Origin of the sequence: Achromobacter aegrifaciens (assembly GCF_902859735.1) — a bacterium.
In the GTDB taxonomy this organism is placed as follows: Bacteria; Pseudomonadota; Gammaproteobacteria; order Burkholderiales; family Burkholderiaceae_B; genus Achromobacter; species Achromobacter aegrifaciens.
The window spans coordinates 662,162-679,690 of the sequence record NZ_CADIJY010000002.1 but is presented as its reverse complement, the minus strand read 5'-3'; the positions used below and the strand labels follow the sequence as shown (position 1 = coordinate 679,690).

Genomic DNA, 17,529 nt, shown 5'->3' with positions numbered 1-17,529 from the left:
TTACGCATGTCCATCATCATTCCCATCCGCAACGACATGGGCGCGCAACCGTCGCGCCTGAAGCTGCCGGCCGGCGCCACGCTGACCAGCCTGCCGCCGCTGTCCGTCTATGTGCACGTGCCGTGGTGCGTGCGCAAATGTCCTTATTGCGACTTCAATTCCCACGCGGCGCCGGGCGAAATCCCGGAACGCGCCTATCTGGATGCCCTGCGCAGCGATCTGGAGCAGGCGCTGCCTTCGATCTGGGGGCGGCAGGTGGTATCCGTCTTCATCGGCGGAGGCACGCCCAGCCTGCTGTCGTCCGAAGGACTGGACGAACTGCTGGCGATGCTGCGCGCCTGTCTGAACCTGTGGCCCGACGCCGAAATCACCATGGAAGCCAATCCCGGCACGGCCGAGGCCGGGCGTTTCCGCGACTATGCCGCCAGCGGCGTAACGCGGTTTTCGCTGGGGATCCAGAGTTTCGACGATGCGCAGCTGAAGAAGCTGGGCCGCATCCATGACAGCGCGCAGGCGAGGGCGGCGATCGAGATGGCGCAGCGTGCGGTCTCGCGCGTCAACCTGGACATGATGTTCGCCTTGCCCGGCCAGACCCTGGAGGCCTGTGTGGCCGATCTGCGGCAGGCCGTGGCTTTTGGCACCGAGCACCTGTCGCTCTATCACCTGACGATGGAGCCCAATACCGTCTTCGCCAAGTTCCCCCCCCAGGACCTGCCCGACGACGACACCAGCGCCGCCATGCAGGACGCGGTGGAGGCCGAGCTGGCGGCGGCCGGCCTTGCCCGCTATGAGGTTTCCGCCTACGCGAAGCCCGGCGCGCGCTGCCGGCACAATCTGAATTACTGGGAATTTGGCGATTACCTGGGCCTGGGCCCGGGGGCGCACGGCAAGCTGTCCTTCCATGACCGCATCGTGCGCGAAGCGCGGCTGCGCGGGCCCGACTCGTGGATGCAGGCCGCCATGGCCCGCGACGGCAGCCACATCGCCGAAAGCCGCCAGGTCGGGCCGGACGAACTGCCGTTCGAGTTCATGCTGAACGCCCTGCGCCTGAAGGAGGGCGTAGCCGCCACCGCGTTCAACGAGCGTACCGGCCTGTCGCTGGCCGCCATTGCGCACCAATTGGAGGCGGCCTCCAAGCGCGGGCTGTTGGACGCCGATCCGACCCGGCTGCGGGCGACTCCATTGGGCTGGAGATTCCTCAACGACCTGCAGGAAATGTTCCTGTAGCGTTCATGCACCATAGTGGGGCAATCATGCTCCACTATTTGCACCATGATGGTGCTACATTTTCCCATGATCGAGCCGATTTCCCCGGGGAATCCCGGAGAGGAAACCTGGCACGCTTATTGCTTCCCTCTTTTATGCCAGTCGACGGGCAAAGCCCTCGACCTTTTTATCTAATGGAGATGACATGGCAAGCCCGAAAGATGTCCTGAAACAGATCGCCGACAACGAAGTCAAATTCGTGGATTTCCGCTTTACCGATACGATTGGCCGTGAGCACCACATTTCGGTGCCGATCAGCCAGATCGACGAAGACAAGCTGGAAAGCGGGCAGGCCTTCGACGGTTCGTCGATCCCGGGCTGGAAGGGCATCGAAGCCTCCGACATGCTGCTCATCCCCGACCTGTCCACCGCCAACCTGGATCCGTTCCGCGAAGAGCCGACCATGATCCTGTCGTGCGACGTGGTCGAACCTTCCGACCTGAAGGGCTACGACCGCGACCCGCGCTCGCTGGCCAAGCGCGCCGAAGCCTACCTCAAGTCCTCCGGCCTGGGCGACACCGCCTACTTTGGTCCGGAACCCGAATTCTTCGTCTTCGACGGCGTGACCTGGAACAGCGACATGTCCGGCACGTTCGTCAAGATCAAGTCCGAAGAAGCCCCCTGGTCCTCGGGCCTGGAATTCGAAGGCGGCAACACCGGCCACCGTCCCACCGTCAAGGGCGGCTACTTCCCCGTGCCCCCGGTCGACTCGTTCCAGGACATGCGTTCGGAAATGTGCCTGCTGATGGAACAGATGGGCGTGCCGGTCGAAGTGCACCACCATGAAGTGGCCGGCGCCGGCCAGCTCGAAATCGGCACCAAGTTCAGCACGCTGGTGCAGCGCGCCGACTGGACGCAGATCGTCAAGTACGTGATCCACAACGTGGCCCACGCCTACGGCAAGACCGCCACGTTCATGCCCAAGCCCATCGTCGGCGACAACGGCTCCGGCATGCACGTCCACCAGTCCATCTGGAAGGACGGCCAGAACCTGTTCGCGGGCAACGGCTACGCCGGCCTGTCGGAATTCGCGCTGTACTACATCGGCGGCATCATCAAGCACGCCCGCGCGCTGAACGCCATCACCAACCCCGGTACCAACTCGTACAAGCGCCTGGTTCCGCACTACGAAGCGCCCGTGAAGCTGGCTTACTCGGCCCGCAACCGTTCGGCCTCGATCCGTATTCCGTACGTCGGCAACCCGAAGGGCCGCCGCGTCGAAGCGCGCTTCCCGGACCCCCTGGCCAACCCGTACCTGGCTTTCTCGGCCCTGATGATGGCCGGCCTGGACGGCGTGCAGAACAAGATTCACCCCGGCGATCCCGCCGACAAGAACCTGTACGACCTGCCGCCGGAAGAAGACGCCAAGATCCCGACGGTCTGCGCCTCGCTGGAACAGGCTCTGGAAGCGCTGGACAACGACCGCGAGTTCCTGACCCGCGGCGGCGTGTTCAGCAACGACATGCTCACGGCCTACATCGACCTGAAGATGGCCGATGTGAACCGTCTGCGCATGACGCCGCACCCGGTCGAGTTCGACATGTACTACAGCCTCTAATGTCCTGAGGCAGTAGCTGGAGGTGGCGCGATGATGCAGGCAGAAACCAGGGCCGGCAGCACGCGCACCGCCAGATCGCGGTTCGACGTGCTGTCCGCCAGGCCTTACGCCTGGTGGACAGGGCGCCGGCTTCCGGCGCGGCCGTCGCGTTCCGCCGTCCCCTCACATTCGGGTATGTAGAAAATGAATGTAGAAGCTCTCGATTTGCTAGCCACGTCCGTTTTCCTGGTCAACGAGCGCGGTCATATCGAATACGCCAATGCGGCCGCTGAAGATCTGTTCGGCCGCTCGCGCAAGCAACTGGGCGGGCAATCCGCCGCCACGCTGTTCGACAGTCCGGAAAACATCCAATCCTCCATCGACCGCGCAGCCGCAGGGCGCTATGCCGACGTCAGGCAACTGGCCTCGTTGCGCCGCGCCGCGGAATCCGTGGAAGTTTCCGTGACGACGGTCGGACTGACGGGCCAGCGCTGGCCCGTGCTGATAGAAACCCGCGAGATCGAGCAGCGCGTGCTGGCCGACCGCAACCACCGCCTGGTTGACGAGATCGAAGCCCACCGCGAACTGCTGCGCAATCTGGCGCATGAAGTCAAGAATCCCCTGGGCGGCCTGCGCGGCGCCGCGCAATTGCTCGAAGCCGAACTGCCCAGCGCGGCACTGGCCGAGTACACCCAGGTCATCATTTCCGAAGCCGACCGCCTGCAGGCGCTGGTGGACCGCCTGAGCGGCCCGCAACGTGTGCCGCTGAACGCGCGGCCGGTGAACATCCATGAGATCTGCGAACGCGTCTGCGCGCTGATCCAGGCCGAATTCCGCAATGACGTCACGCTGCTGCGCGACTACGACGCCTCGGTGCCGGACCTGAAGGGCGATGCCGCCCGTCTGATGCAGGCCGTCCTGAATGTGGCGCGCAACGCCGCGCAGGAACTGGTGGCGCGGCCCCAGGGACCGCAGACCGAACCCGGCGTGGTCACGCTGCGCACGCGCGTCGCGCGGCAGGTGATGCTGGCCCACCGCCAGCATCGTCTGGCGCTGGTGCTGTCCATCACTGACAACGGTCCCGGCGTGCCGGATCAGATCCGCGACCGCATCTTCCATCCGCTGGTCACGGCGCGGGCGGGAGGCACCGGCCTGGGCTTGAGCCTGGCACAGGACTTCGTGCAGCAGCACGGCGGCATCATCGAATTTGAATCCCGGCCCGGCCGCACCGAATTCCGCCTGGTCCTACCGATGGAGCCTGCACACTGATGAAACCCGTATGGATCGTCGATGATGACCAGGCCATCCGCTGGGTCCTGGAAAAAGCCCTGGCGCGTGCCGGTGTGCCCACCCGCAGTTTTTCGCAATCGGCCGACGTGCTGGAAGCGCTGTCGCACGAAGCGCCCGCCGCGCTGGTGTCCGACATCCGCATGCCAGGCGGCAACGGCCTGGAGCTGCTGCGCCAGCTGAAGGAACGCAACCCCGGCCTGCCGGTCATCGTCATGACCGCGTTCGCCGACCTGGACAGCACCGTTTCCGCCTTTCAGGGCGGGGCGTTCGATTACCTGGCCAAGCCGTTCGACGTGAACGAGGCGGTGGCGCTGATCCAGCGCGCCATGCAGGAATCCGCCGAGCCTGAAAGTCCCGAAGGGCAGGGCGAATCGGCGCAGAACAACGAGCGCTGGATGATGACGCAGTCCTCGTCTACCGCAATGCAGGAAGTGTTCCGCGCGATCGGCCGGCTGGCGCAGTCCAAGGTCACCGTGCTGATCACCGGCGAATCCGGCACCGGCAAGGAACTCGTGGCGCGCGCCTTGCACGGCCATGGCGTGCGCGCCGGCGGACCCTTCGTGGCGCTGAACGCGGCGGCCATTCCGCGCGATCTGCTGGAGGCCGAGCTGTTCGGCCACGAACGTGGCGCGTTCACGGGCGCCAACAACCTGCGTCGCGGCCGCTTCGAGGAAGCGCATGGCGGCACGCTGTTCCTGGACGAAATCGGCGACATGCCGATCGAGTTGCAGACGCGCCTGTTGCGCGTGCTGGCAGAAGGCAGCTTCTACCGCGTCGGCGGCGCGCAGCCGGTGCGCGTCGACGTACGCATCGTCGCCGCCACCCATCAACCGCTGGAACAGCGCGTGGAGCAGGGCCTGTTCCGCGAGGACTTGTTCCACCGCCTGAACGTGATCCGTCTGCGCCTGCCGCCATTGCGCGAACGGGTGGAGGACATTCCGGCGCTGGCCGGCCACTTCCTGACCGCCAGCGCCCGTGCGCTGGGAGTGCCGGTCAAGCGCCTGACGCCGGAGGCGCTTGCCGTGCTGTCCAAGTTCGATTTTCCGGGCAACGTGCGCCAGCTGGAGAACTTCTGCCATTGGCTGACCGTGATGGCGCCCGGCCAGACGGTCGAGCCGGCGGACCTGCCGCCGGAAATCCGCGCCATGGAGCACCAGCCGCAGCCGAGTCCCGCGCCGTTGCGTCCGGCCGTGTCCATGGCCGGCGTGGGCACCGTGGTTCCGACCTCGGCGCCCATGGAAGCGGGCTCTCCACGCAACTGGCAGGACTCCCTGCTGCGCGACGCGCAGTACCGGCTGGAACGTGGCGAACCGGCGGTCATGGCCACGCTCACGCGCCAGTTCGAGAAGATCCTGCTGCAAAGCGCGCTGGATGCCAGCCGCGGCCGCCGGGTCGAGGCCGCCAGCCGCCTGGGCATTGGCCGCAACACCATCACGCGCAAGCTGCGCGAGTTGGGCATCGAGGACGAATAAGGCGCGCGGCCGCGCGCCTTATCCCATCCCCAACAGGCTCTCGCAGAGGCGCGGCGATTTCAGCTTCTGCAGCCACCATTTCAGGGCTTCGCCCGGCGGCTCCGAGCGCCAGGCGTACGTCAGGTGTTCCGTCAGGGACATGCCTTCGTCCGTTTCGCACACCACCAGCAAGCCTTGCGCCAGATACGGCGCGGCCAGGGTCAGCGGCAAGTAGCCGCAGCCCAGGCCGCGCACCTGGGCGTCTATCTTGGCCTGCATGGTAGGCATGACCAGGGTGGGCTGTTCGGCCAGGATGCCGCGCGTCTGCGGCGCCAGGTTACGCGACGTGTCCGCCACCACCACCGCGCAATAACGCGTGATGTCGGCGCGGCTCAAGGGCTGCGGCAGCGAAGCAAGCGGATGGTGCGAGGCCACGCAGAAGCCGAATTGGGATTGGCCCATGGCTTGCGAGCGATAGGGGCCGGTCGGCTCGCCCGCCGAGCCAGCGCCGATGACCAGGTCGGCCCGTCCTGAGGTCAGGGCGTCCCAGTTGCCGCTCAATACCTCGCTGGAAAAGCGCAGCGTGGTGGCGCTACCCAGCGCCTGGAACTCCTCGATCAGGTCGTACAGCGGCCGCCACGGCAGCACCGCGCTGACCGCGATGCGCAACTCCACCTCCCAGCCCGTGGCAATGCGCTTGACGCGGCAGGCCAGGTCGTCCAGCGATTGCAAGACGTGGCGGCCCTCCTTCAGCAGCGTTTCGCCCGCTGGCGTCAGCAGCGCGCGGTGTCCGGATCGGTCGAACAACAGCACGTCCAGGCCGTCTTCCAGCTTGCGGATGGAGTAGGTGACGGCCGAAGGCACCTTGCCCAGTTCGCGGGCGGCCTTGGCAAAGCTGCCGTGGCGGGCGATGGCGTCTACCAGGATCAGAAGTTCGGGGGTGATGGCTTGCATGGTCGGGGGCTTGGCACAAATATTCAAAAAATTTGAATGGTTTCGTCAAAATATAGCGCCAAACAGGCCGGGCTGCACGCGCACAATATCACTCATGCCGGTGGTGCAGCGGCTTCTCGGGAAATGAAGGCCAGGCTGCACAACCATTCACATTATTGAAACAGGAGTCCGCAATGCTTACCACTCGCCGCGCTGCTGAACGGGGTCACGCCAACCACGGATGGCTGGACTCGTTCCACACGTTTTCCTTCGCCAATTACTACGACCCGGCCCACATGGGCTTTGGCGCCCTGCGCGTGATCAATGACGACCGCATCGCGGCCGGCCGCGGCTTCGGCACGCATGGCCATCGCGACATGGAAATCATCACCTACGTGCTGGACGGCGCGATCGCCCACAAGGACAGCATGGGCAGCGGCTCGACCATCCAGCCCGGCAACGTGCAGCGCATGAGCGCCGGCCGCGGGGTCATGCACTCGGAGTTCAACCCGCTGGCGGACCGCGAAACGCACATGCTGCAGATCTGGATCGAGCCCGACGTCACTGGCATTGCGCCCGAGTACGAAGAGCGCAGCTTCAGCGACGAGCAGAAGCGCGGCCGGCTGCAAGCGCTGGTGTCGCCGGATGGCGCTGACGGTTCGATGAAGATCCATCAGGATGCGCGCCTGTATGGCGGGCTGTTCGACGGCGACGAGTCCGCCGCGCTGGAACTGGCCGCCGGCCGCCGCGCCTGGGTGCACGTGGCCCGCGGCAGCCTGACAGTCAACGGCGTTGAGCTGTCGGCTGGCGACGCGCTCGCCATCACCGGCGAGCCTCGCGTCGAGCTGTCGGGCGGCAAGCAGGCCGAAGTCCTGGTGTTCGACCTGGCGTGATGCGTCAAGGCGGGCGGGCTGGATCAGTCCGCCCGCCGCTGTTTTTTCCATGCAGGCGGCAGGCCTTAAGATGGTCCTAGTCCCCACAACCCGGAGAGTCCGATATGTCCACCTTGTCCGAAGCCGGCGAAAGCCAGATTGAAGCCGTCGTCGTGCCGCGCACCAGCGACCTGGGCGGCTTTTCCGTGCGCCGCGCCATCCCGTCCGCACAGCGCCGCACTGTCGGGCCGTTCGTGTTCCTGGACCACATGGGTCCGGTCGAGTTTGCCGCCGGTACGGGCATAGACGTGCGCCCGCATCCGCATATCGGCCTGTCCACGGTGACCTATCTTTACGAAGGCTCCATGGTGCATCGCGATGGCGCGGGCCACACCCAGACCATTTTGCCGGGCGAGGTCAACTGGATGACGGCGGGCCGCGGCATCGTGCATTCGGAACGCTCCTCGCCCGAAAGCCGCCAGGCCGCGCAGCGTCTCTGTGGCCTGCAGATCTGGGTGGGGCTGCCCAAGGAACACGAGGAAACCGATCCGGGCTTCACCCACTACGGCCTGGACGCGCAACCGGTCATCGAAGGCGAGGGCGTGCGCGCCCAGGTGGTGGCGGGTTCGTTGTTCGGCAAGACGTCCTCGGTGAAGACGCTGTCGCCGCTGTTCTATGGCGATCTGCAACTGCAGGCGGGCGCGACCACGGTGCTGCCGGCCGAGCATGAAGAGCGCGCCGCCTATCTGGCGCAGGGCACGGTCGAGATCGACGGGCAGGAGTTCGAAAGCGGCCGCCTGGTCGTGTTTGCGCCGGGCCGCCCCGTGCAGATCCGCGCCAAGACTGCGGCGCGCTTTGCGGTGATCGGCGGAGAGCCGCTGGACGGGCCGCGCTTCGTGTGGTGGAACTTCGTCTCCAGCAGCAAGGACCGCATCGAACAGGCCAAGCAGGATTGGCAGCGCAGCCGCTTCGACCAGATCGTGCCGGGCGACGAGACCGAGTACATCCCGCTGCCCGAGCCGCGCGCCTGAGTCAGCGCTCGAACCGGCCGCACGCAATCGCCACGCGGCCGGCGGTATGATGCGCCTCCGACCCTCACAACAAAACGGGATGGAGACATCATGCATCGCTACACATTCAACGCGCTGCGCGGCCTGGCCGCGCTGGCGCTGATCCAGGGCGCTTCGGCGGCGCTCGCTGCCGGCTATCCGGCCAAGCCCATCACCTTCATCGTGCCTTACACCGCAGGCGGCACCACCGACCTGGTGGCGCGCACCGCGGGCCAGAAGGTCGCGGAAAAATTGGGCCAGCCCGTCATAGTCGAAAACCGTCCCGGCGCGGGTGGCAATATCGGCATGGACGCCGTGGCCAAGGCCGCGCCCGACGGCTACACCATCGGCTTCGGCGCCATCTCCACCAACGCGCTGAATCCTTTCGTCTACCCCTCCATGCCTTTCGATCCCACCAAGGATTTCACGGGCGTCAGCATGCTGGGCGCTTCCACCGTGGTGCTGGAAGTCGGTCCTGCGCTGAAGGTCGACAGCGTCAAGGACCTGGTCGCTTATGCCAAGCAGCATCCGGGCACCTCGTTCGGCACGCCGGGCACTGGCACGTCCATGCATCTGGCTGGCGTGATGTTCGACCAGCTGACCGGCGCCGGCATGCAGCACATTCCTTACAAGGGCAGCGCGCAGGGGCTGAACGACCTGCTGGGAGGGCACTTGCCGGTGATGTTCGACAATCTGCCGGCGTCGCTGCCGCACATCAAGGCGGGCAAAGTGCATGCGCTGGCCGTGACGGGCAGCAAGCGGGCGCCCGCCTTGCCGGACGTGCCGACGCTGGCCGAGCTGGGCTATGAAGCAGCCGTGGTCGATCCGTGGTTCGCGGTCTATGGGCCTGCGAAGATGTCGCCTGAAGCGACCAAGGCGCTGAGCGAAGCCTTCCAATGGGCGCTGGCCTTGCCGGAAGTGAAAGGCAAGCTGGAGCAGGCCGGTTTCATGCCCTACGGCTCCACGCCGCAGGAAGTGGAACGCCTGACCCAGAGCCAGCACGAGGCCTTCAAGGCCTTGTCGCAGAAAGTGAAGCTGTCGGCCGACTGAGCGGCCGGGACGACTTCAGCGGCCGCGGGCGTAGGCTTGCTCGCGCCGCTCTTCCAGCGCTTCGCGGCGGATGAAGTCGCGCACGAAGTCGCTGGCGGGATGATGGTGCAGGTTGTAGGGCGTGTCCCACTGCGCGATGCTGCCCTTGGACATGACGCCGATGCGGTCGGCGATGGCGAAGGCTTCGGCCTGGTTGTGCGTGACCAGGATGGCCGTGTGGCCGGTGGTCTTGAGGATGTCGCGCACTTCAAAGGCCAGGCGTTCGCGCGTGTCCACGTCCAGGTTCGAGAACGGCTCGTCCAGCAGCAGCAGGTCGGGCGAGGGCGCCAGCGCGCGAGCCAGCGCCACGCGCTGCTGCTGGCCGCCGGAGATCTCGTGCGGATAGCTGTTGGCGGCATGCGCCAGGCCCACCAGTTCCAGCATCTCTTCGACGCGGCGCGCGCGTTCCGGGCGCGCCATCTTGCGCAGGCCGAAGGCCACGTTCAGCGCCACCGTCAGGTGCGGAAACAGCGCGTAGTCCTGGAACATCATGCCCACCCGGCGATGTTCGGGCGCCACCTGCACGGTGGGCGAGGAAATGACGGCGCCATCCAGCAGGATGCGCCCGGCCCGCACTGGCTCAAAACCGGCGATGGCTCGGAGCACCGTGGTCTTGCCGCAGCCGGATTCGCCCAGCAGGCAACCGATATGGCCCACGGGCAGGCCCAGCGTCAGGTCCTGCACCACGGGCTTGAGTCCCGCCGGGGTCTCGTAGGCGAGGGAAAGGTGATCGAGTTCTAACAGATCGGGCACGATGATCAATGTCCCATTTTCAGATTGGTGCGCGCCAGCAGGATGACGGGGAACAGGCCGGCCAGCACGATGGCCAGCGCGGCGACGGCGCCTTCTTCATAGGTGCCGCGGGCCGCTTCGGCGTATAGCCAGGTTGCCAGCGTGTCGAAATTCATGGGCCGCAGCAGCAGTGTCGCGGGCAGTTCCTTCATGGCGTCCACGAACACCAGCAGGGCGCTGGCGGCCAGCGCCGGGCGCAAGAGCGGCAGGTGTACGCGGCGCAGGGTGCCGGCCGAGCTTTCGCCCAGCAGGCGCGAGGCTTGCTCCAGCGACGGCGGAATGCGGGCCAGGCCGGCTTCCAGTGCGCCAGTGGAAATCGCCAGGAAACGGATCGCATAGGCGCAGACCAGCGCGCCCATCGAGCCCATCAGGAACAGGCCCGTGCCGCCGAAGACCTTGGCGACCGCGGTATCTATCCAGACGAAGGGCGTCAGCAGGCCGATGGCCAGCACCGTGCCGGGCACGGCATAGCCCAGACTGGCGATGCGCGCGCAGGCGCGGCCCGGGTTGAAGCCCGAGCTTTCGCGCAGCGTGCGTCCGGCCCAGGCCACGATCAGCCCGCAAAGCAGGGTGACGATGGTGGCGCTGAAGGCGACGATCAGGGTGTTGCTCAAGCCGTTCAACAGCTGGTGGGAAACGCCGCCAACCAGATGCAGGCGCTTGTAGGTTTCCACGACCAGATAGAGCGCCGGCGCGACAAATCCGATCAGTACCGGTATCCAGCCCAGCGCCGCGGCAACGGCCGCCGCCGGACCGCGCAGGCGGCGCGGCTGCATCGGGCGCATGCGCTGCGTGTTGGCGTAGCGCTGGCGCTTGCGGCCATGGCGTTCCAGCAGGATCAGCCCGATCACGATGACCAGCATGGTCAGCGCGATCTGCGCCGCGCCCGCCAGGTCCGAACGCGTGACCCAGGTGGTGTAGACCGACACGGTCAGCGTCTGCACGCCCAGGAATTCGGAGGCGCCGATATCGTTCAGCGTTTCCAGCAACGCCAGGCTCACGCCCACCACGATGGCGGGCCGGGCCAGGGGCAGGGCGACCCGGAAGAACACGGCGATGCGGCCGGCGCCCAGCGTGCGGGCCGCTTCCAGCAGGCTGGCTGCCTGCGTCATGAACATGACCCGGGTGCTCAGGTACACATAGGGATAGAGCACAAAGCCCAGCACGAAGATGGCGCCGTAGATCGAGCGCAGATCCGGCAGGCGGAACTGGCGCGGACTGTCATAGCCCAGCAGCGCGCGGATCGCCGACTGTATCGGACCGATGGGATGCAGCAGGTCCAGATAGGCGAAGGCGATGATGTAGGTCGGCACCGCCAGCGGCAGCAGCAGCGCCCAGGTCAGCACGCGGCGCGTAGGGAAGTCGTAAGCGGTCACCAGCCATGCCGCGCCGGTACCCAGCAGCGTCACCAGCACGCCTACGCCGGCCAGCAGCATGGCGGTATTGGCCAGCGCCTGGGGCAATACGTAATTGGCCAGATGCTGCCAATGCGAGAGTTCGCCGCCCAGCGCCCACCAGCCCAGCGTCAGGACGGGCGCCAATACGGCCAGCGCGATCAGGGCGGCGCCGGCCAGCCAGCCGGCCCCGCGTTCAGTCCAGCGCAGACGCAGCGGCCGGGGCAAAGAATCTGTGTGCATGCTTCAAAGTCGATTGCATCAATGGCAAGGCCTGCTCCCCCGAAAAGAAGGGAGCAGGCCCTACGCGTGAGCTTATGCGCAGCCCGCGCGTTTGTCACTGCCGCATGGTTTCGCCAAGCCGGCGGGCGTGGCGGTCCACAGGCCTATCAGTTGTCGAAACCGACTTTGTCCACCAGTTCGCTGGCTTGCTTGCGATGCTTGGCGATCTCGGTCAGCGGCAGCGGGTCCACCTTCAGTTCGCCAAAGCTGGCGATCACGGGGTCCAGCTTCACGCCCTTGCGGACGGGGTATTCATAGTTGGCCTGGGCGTACAGGGCCTGGGCGGGCTCGGACACCAGGAAGTCCAACAGCTTGACCGCGTTGGCCTTGTTCGGCGCATGGGCGGCAACGGCGGCGCCGCTGACGTTCACGTGCGTGCCGCCGCTCTTGGCGTTGGCGAAGGTCGGGCGGATCACCTTGATGGCGTCGCCCCACTTGCGGGCGTCGGTGCCGGGTTCGGCGTTCTTCATGTGGCCGACGTAATAAGCATTGGCCAGGCCGATGTCGCAGATGCCGCCCAGGATGTCGCGGGCCACGTCGCGGTCGCCGCCGGCAGCCTTGCGGGCCAGGTTGGCCTTGACGCCGCGCAGCCATTTTTCGGTGGCTTCGGCGCCGTCATGCGCGATCATGGAGGCGACCAGCGCGGTGTTGTAGGGGTGTTGGCCCGAACGGATGCAGACCTTGCCCTTCCACTTCGGATCGGCCAGGTCTTCGTAGCGGAAGGCTTCCAGCTTCAGGTCCTTTTCCACGTACAGCACGCGGTCGCGCAGCGACAGGGCGTACCACTTGCCGTCGGCGCCGCGCAGGTTGGCGGGAATGACGGATTCCAGCGTTTGCGACTTGATCGACTGGGTCACGCCGCCGTCGACCAGATCCAGCAGGTTGCCGATGTCCACGGTCATCAGCACGTCGGCGGGCGACTTGGCGCCTTCGGCCTTGACGCGCTCCAGCAGGCCGTCCTTGACGAAGACCGTATTGACCTTGATGCCGCTTTCCTTGGTGAAGGCGTCCAGCAGCGGCTGGATCAGCTTGGGTTCCCGGGTGGTGTAGAGGCTGACTTCCTCGGCGGCGTTGGCCGACACGGTGAAGGCGGCGGCGCCGGCCAGCGCCAGGGCGCGCAGCAGCGAATTCAATTGGGGACGCTTGGTCATGACGAGGTGCTCCGGCTAGGGCTGCAGAGGAATTCCCGAGGCTTCAGGCCTTTCCGCTGCTCAAAACAGTCTGCTAACGAAAATGATTATCAAATGAGAACGCGACGATAACAGGAAGCAAAGCGGCGTTCAACTAGTCGTAAGTCAGGCAGGCTTCAGGCTTGATCCCCATCAATACGGCATAAGGGTATTACGGAATAATGAGAGCAGTTATCATCAAGACCCTGTAGAATAGGGTCAACCCTAATGCCGGCCGCGTCTTTTGTGCGGCACGGAATGACCCAGCGGCACAAGCCGGGCTCATGGCCCGGGGCGGTCGCCCCTAATTTGATACGACATGGCTGCTTTCAACACTGAGCGCGTACTAAGCGTGCACCACTGGAACGACACCCTGTTTTCCTTTACCACGACGCGTGACTCGGCCTTGCGGTTCCACAATGGCCACTTCGTGATGATCGGACTGGAAGTTGAAGGCAAGCCTCTGTTGCGAGCCTACAGCATCGCCAGCGCCAACTATGAAGAGAACCTCGAGTTCCTCAGCATCAAGGTGCAGAACGGCCCGCTCACGTCGCGCCTGCAGCATCTGAAAGAAGGCGACACCATCCTGGTCAGCCGCAAGCCCGTGGGCACGCTGGTCGTGGACGACCTGAAGCCGGGCAAGCACCTGTTCCTGTTCGGCACGGGCACGGGCCTGGCGCCGTTCATGAGCATCATCAAGGATCCGGACGTCTACGAACGCTTCGACAAGGTCATCCTGGTGCATGGCGTGCGTTGGGTCAGCGAACTGGCCTACGCCGACTTCATCGAAAAGGAACTGCCGAACAACGAATTCTTTGGCGACGTCGTGCGCGACAAACTCGTGTACTACCCGACGGTCACGCGCGAACCGTTCCGCAACCAAGGCCGCATCACCGAGCTGATGGAAAACGGCAAGCTGTGCGCCGACATCGGCATTCCGCAGATCAATCCGGAAACCGATCGCGCCATGATCTGCGGCAGCCCGCATATGCTGGCCGATATCAGCGCCATGCTGGACAAGCGCGGCTTCACGGTGTCGCCGGGCGTGGGCCAGCCGGGCGACTACGTGGTCGAGCGGGCATTCGTGGACAAATAAGTCCCGGCGCCGGCGCCAAGCCAAAAACCCATCGCAGCGATGCGATGGGTTTTTTGTTTTTTGGCGCGCCGCGGCCTGATGCTGCGGCGCCCCTAAGGGTTAGCCCGCTGTAGCCGCGGGCATGGCAGTTCTTATAATTCGTCCATAAAGTAAACATATTGTCCATAATATGGAAGGATTAAAGAAATGCCATTGGAACAGAGTGACACCGAGCCCCTGACCCCATACCAGTACCCGAATCCGCCCGAGGCCCTGCCAGAGATCGTGATTCCGCATGCGATCCCGACCGACGAGAGGCTGTGGGTACCGCAGGCCGAGAACGTCTGGTTCCGCCCGCTCTGTCTGAACGCCAGCCAGGGCTACTGGATGAACCTGCTGCGCGTGCGCAAGTCAGGCGTGCTCAGCCGCCATCGCCATCCGCAGGCCGTGCATGGCTTCGTCCTGAAGGGCCGCTGGCGCTATCTGGAACACGACTGGGAGGCGACTGAAGGCAGCTACGTGTTCGAGCCGCCAGGGGAGACGCACACGCTCTACGTGCCGCCCGACGTCGAGGAAATGATCACGTACTTCCAGGTCAACGGCGTCATGTACTACACCGACCCCTGGGGCAAGGGCATGGGTTACGAAGACGTGTTCACCAAGATCGACATGTGCCGCAAGCACTTCGCGGACGTCGGCCTGGGCGAAGACTACGTAAAGCAGTTCATACGCTGAAATTCCGCATTCCCACCCGCAGCACATAAACATAATCCGGAGACACCATGAAACGTCGTGCGTTCAATCGCTGCATTCTTTCCGCGCTGCTGGGCAGCGCCGCGCTGGCCGCGGGGCCAGTGGCGCTGGCGCAGAATTTCCCCAACCGGGCCATCGAGATCGTGGTGCCGTTTGCCGCGGGAGGCGGCACGGACGCCATGGCGCGGGCCATGGGCGACGCCTCGCGCACCCATCTGACGCAGCCCATCGTGGTGCTGAACAAGCCGGGCGCGGCGGGCGGGATCGGCCTGACGGAAGTGGCCAACGCCAAGCCCGACGGCTACAAGCTGGCGCTGGTGACGGCCGACATGGTGATCATTCCCCACCTGGGCCTGACCAAGACCACCTACGAGAAGTTCACGCCCATCATCCAGCTCAATGCCGATCCTTCGGCCATCACGGTGGCCGCCGATTCGCCGTACAACACCATCGAAGCGTTCCTGGAGGCGGCCCGCGCCAAGCCTGAGAGCATGCAGGTGGGGAACGCGGGCATCGGCTCGATCTGGCATCTGGCAGCCGCCGCGCTGGAGGACAAGACGGGCGCCAAGTTCAACCACATCCCCTTCAATGGCGGCAATCCGGCAGTGCTGGCCTTGCTGGGCGGACATATCGATGCGGTGGCGGTGAGCCCGGCAGAGGTCATGCAGTACGTCAAGGCCGGCAAGCTCAAGCCGCTGGCGGTCATGGCCGACGCGCGCGTGCCCGGTTTCGAGAACGTGCCCACGCTGAAGGAGCGCAACATCGATCTGTCGATCGGCACCTGGCGCGGCATCGCCGCGCCCAAGGGCACGCCGCAGCCGGTACTGGACGTGCTGGGCGCCGCGTTCCGGCAGGCAGCCGCCGAAAACAGCCTGAAGCGCTTCATGGCGGAGCAGAACCTGGGCTATGCGGTCGCGGATCAACAGACGTTCACGGCGCTGATGGAGCGCGACAATACGACGTTCAAGGCGCTGATCGAAAAGTTCGGCATGCGCCAATAGACTGCAGGCAACGACAGGGAGCAGGACATGGATCTGGGCATTACCGGCAGGACCGCGCTGGTGGGCGGCGCAAGCAAAGGCCTGGGCTACGGCTGCGCGCTGGCCCTGGTGCGCGAAGGCGTCAACGTGGTGATCGTGGCGCGCGGGGCAGAGGCTCTCGAGACCGCGCGGCAGCAACTGCTGCAGGCGCGGACGGACGACAAGTCTTTCGTCAAGGCCGTGGCGGCCGACATTACGACCGCGCAGGGCCGCGAGGCCGTGTTCGCCGCGCATCGCGACTACGACATCGTGGTCACGAACGCGGGCGGGCCGCCGCCCGGGGATTTCCGCGATTGGGGCAGGGAACAGTGGTTGAATGCAGTCGACGCCAACATGCTCACGCCGATCGAGTTGATCAAGGCCACGGTGGACGGCATGGCTGAACGCGGCTTCGGGCGCATCGTCAACATCACGTCCAGCGCGGTCAAGGCGCCGATCGACATCCTAGGTCTGTCCAACGGCGCGCGCAGCGGCCTGACCGGTTTCGTGGCGGGCGTGGCGCGCAGCGACATCGCGGCGCGCGGCGTCACGATCAACAACCTGCTGCCCGGCGCGTTCGCCACGGACCGGCTGAGCTCGGCGCTGGCGGCTTCCGCGGCCAAGACCGGCCAGGACGCGCAAGCCGTGCGCGCCCAACGCCAGGCGGCGATACCGGCAGGACGCTTCGGCAACGCCGAGGAGTTCGGCGCCATCTGCGCTTTCCTGTGCAGCGTCCATGCGGGCTACGTCACCGGCCAGAACGTGCTGGCTGACGGCGGCGCCTATCCCGGCACTTTCTGAGCGGACGGCAATGACGTATCAAGCGGATCTGTTTGCAGGCAAGACGGCGCTGGTGACTGGCGCCACGCAAGGCATCGGGGCGGCGGTTGCCAACCGGCTGGCGTCGCTGGGCGCGCGGACCATAGCTGCCGGGTTGCAATCCGACGCCGGCGAACTGGCGCCGGGTATCGAGGTGCGCCTGGGCGACGTCAGCGACGCGGGCGACGTCGAACGCCTGCTGCAAGGGTTGGACGAGCTGGACATCGTGGTCAACTGCGCCGGCATCATCCGCCGCGGCGCGGAGCATGATCCCGCCGTGTTCGAACAGGTGCTGGCGATCAACCTGACCGGCACCATGCGCGTATGCGGCGCCGCGCGCGAGAAGCTTGCGCGGCGCGGCGGCTGCATCGTGAACACCGCGTCCATGCTCAGTTTCTTCGGCGGGGCGCTGGTGCCGGCGTATGCGGCGAGCAAGGGCGGGGTGGCGCAGCTGACGAAGTCGCTGGCGCTGGCCTACGCGGCGGACGGCATCCGCGTCAACGCCGTCGCGCCGGGCTGGATCGCCACGCCGCTGACCCGCGCCTTGCAGGACGACCCCGAGCGTTCGGGGCCGATTCTGCAGCGTACCCCGCTGGGGCGCTGGGGCAAGCCGGAAGACGTGGCCGAGGGCGTGACGTTTCTTTGCACGCCGGCGGCCTCGTTCATGACGGGCGTGATCCTGCCCGTGGACGGCGGCTACCTCGTGGCTTGAGCGTTGGCCGCCACCGTGTACGCGCGC

Annotated in this window: 16 protein-coding genes; 12 read left to right on the top strand and 4 right to left on the bottom strand. The window is 65.8% G+C overall.

What is annotated here, in order from left to right; translation table 11 throughout:
- The first annotated feature begins 6 nt into the window (after window positions 1-6).
- The 4 genes from hemW (at window position 7) to ntrC (ending at window position 5,565) form a co-directional block, all read left to right on the top strand.
- On the top strand, window positions 7-1,227 hold the full coding sequence (hemW, locus tag HV766_RS09070; protein WP_054454095.1) for a radical SAM family heme chaperone HemW: 1,221 nt from the start codon (window positions 7-9) through the stop codon (window positions 1,225-1,227).
- Between the two features lie 184 nt (window positions 1,228-1,411).
- Complete coding sequence (gene glnA / locus HV766_RS09065) at window positions 1,412-2,824, top strand: type I glutamate--ammonia ligase (RefSeq protein WP_054454097.1); 1,413 nt, start codon at window positions 1,412-1,414, stop codon at window positions 2,822-2,824.
- A 183-nt stretch (window positions 2,825-3,007) separates the two neighbouring features.
- Window positions 3,008-4,072: a nitrogen regulation protein NR(II) gene (gene glnL, locus HV766_RS09060; RefSeq protein WP_054454100.1), complete on the top strand. Its 1,065-nt coding sequence runs from the start codon at window positions 3,008-3,010 to the stop codon at window positions 4,070-4,072.
- Entirely contained in the window at window positions 4,072-5,565 is a 1,494-nt protein-coding gene (ntrC, locus tag HV766_RS09055; protein WP_054454102.1) for a nitrogen regulation protein NR(I), read from the top strand. The genes glnL and ntrC overlap by 1 nt, the downstream gene beginning before the upstream one ends.
- 18 nt (window positions 5,566-5,583) lie before the next feature.
- Here ntrC and HV766_RS09050 read toward each other — a convergent pair whose 3' ends face one another.
- On the bottom strand, window positions 5,584-6,498 hold the full coding sequence (locus HV766_RS09050; RefSeq protein ID WP_119451584.1) for a LysR family transcriptional regulator: 915 nt from the start codon (window positions 6,496-6,498) through the stop codon (window positions 5,584-5,586).
- Between the two features lie 173 nt (window positions 6,499-6,671).
- Here HV766_RS09050 and HV766_RS09045 point away from each other — a divergent pair, with 173 nt between their 5' ends.
- The 3 genes from HV766_RS09045 (at window position 6,672) to HV766_RS09035 (ending at window position 9,448) form a co-directional block, all read left to right on the top strand.
- Entirely contained in the window at window positions 6,672-7,370 is a 699-nt protein-coding gene (locus HV766_RS09045; RefSeq protein ID WP_054454106.1) for a pirin family protein, read from the top strand.
- A gap of 104 nt (window positions 7,371-7,474) precedes the next feature.
- Complete coding sequence (locus HV766_RS09040; protein WP_054454108.1) at window positions 7,475-8,380, top strand: pirin family protein; 906 nt, start codon at window positions 7,475-7,477, stop codon at window positions 8,378-8,380.
- A gap of 90 nt (window positions 8,381-8,470) precedes the next feature.
- The gene (locus tag HV766_RS09035; protein ID WP_119451583.1) at window positions 8,471-9,448 is read left to right on the top strand and encodes a Bug family tripartite tricarboxylate transporter substrate binding protein; all 978 of its coding nucleotides are present in this window, start codon (window positions 8,471-8,473) and stop codon (window positions 9,446-9,448) included.
- Window positions 9,449-9,463: 15 nt separating this feature from the next.
- Here HV766_RS09035 and HV766_RS09030 read toward each other — a convergent pair whose 3' ends face one another.
- From HV766_RS09030 to HV766_RS09020, 3 genes are all read right to left on the bottom strand, one after another.
- Window positions 9,464-10,240 (bottom strand): ABC transporter ATP-binding protein, encoded by a 777-nt coding sequence (locus HV766_RS09030; RefSeq protein ID WP_054454830.1) that lies wholly within the window; start codon window positions 10,238-10,240, stop codon window positions 9,464-9,466.
- 5 nt (window positions 10,241-10,245) lie between these two features.
- The gene (locus HV766_RS09025) at window positions 10,246-11,916 is read right to left on the bottom strand and encodes an ABC transporter permease (protein ID WP_175181003.1); all 1,671 of its coding nucleotides are present in this window, start codon (window positions 11,914-11,916) and stop codon (window positions 10,246-10,248) included.
- 146 nt (window positions 11,917-12,062) lie between these two features.
- On the bottom strand, window positions 12,063-13,106 hold the full coding sequence (locus HV766_RS09020; RefSeq protein WP_054454115.1) for a Fe(3+) ABC transporter substrate-binding protein: 1,044 nt from the start codon (window positions 13,104-13,106) through the stop codon (window positions 12,063-12,065).
- Window positions 13,107-13,443: 337 nt separating this feature from the next.
- On the opposite strand from HV766_RS09020, the gene HV766_RS09015 reads away from it, so the two are divergent.
- From HV766_RS09015 to HV766_RS08995, 5 genes are all read left to right on the top strand, one after another.
- Window positions 13,444-14,220 carry a ferredoxin--NADP reductase gene (locus HV766_RS09015; RefSeq protein ID WP_054454116.1) on the top strand — a complete coding sequence of 259 codons (777 nt, stop codon included), beginning with the start codon at window positions 13,444-13,446 and terminating at the stop codon, window positions 14,218-14,220.
- A gap of 186 nt (window positions 14,221-14,406) precedes the next feature.
- Window positions 14,407-14,934 (top strand): 2,4'-dihydroxyacetophenone dioxygenase family protein, encoded by a 528-nt coding sequence (locus HV766_RS09010; protein WP_054454118.1) that lies wholly within the window; start codon window positions 14,407-14,409, stop codon window positions 14,932-14,934.
- 47 nt (window positions 14,935-14,981) lie between these two features.
- A complete protein-coding gene (locus HV766_RS09005; RefSeq protein WP_054454119.1) occupies window positions 14,982-15,953 on the top strand; it encodes a tripartite tricarboxylate transporter substrate binding protein in 972 nt (323 codons plus the stop codon).
- A gap of 27 nt (window positions 15,954-15,980) precedes the next feature.
- The gene (locus HV766_RS09000; protein WP_119451582.1) at window positions 15,981-16,772 is read left to right on the top strand and encodes an SDR family oxidoreductase; all 792 of its coding nucleotides are present in this window, start codon (window positions 15,981-15,983) and stop codon (window positions 16,770-16,772) included.
- A gap of 10 nt (window positions 16,773-16,782) precedes the next feature.
- Window positions 16,783-17,502, top strand: coding sequence for an SDR family NAD(P)-dependent oxidoreductase (locus HV766_RS08995; RefSeq protein ID WP_054454123.1), 720 nt, complete (start codon window positions 16,783-16,785; stop codon window positions 17,500-17,502).
- Window positions 17,503-17,529: the final 27 nt, after the last annotated feature.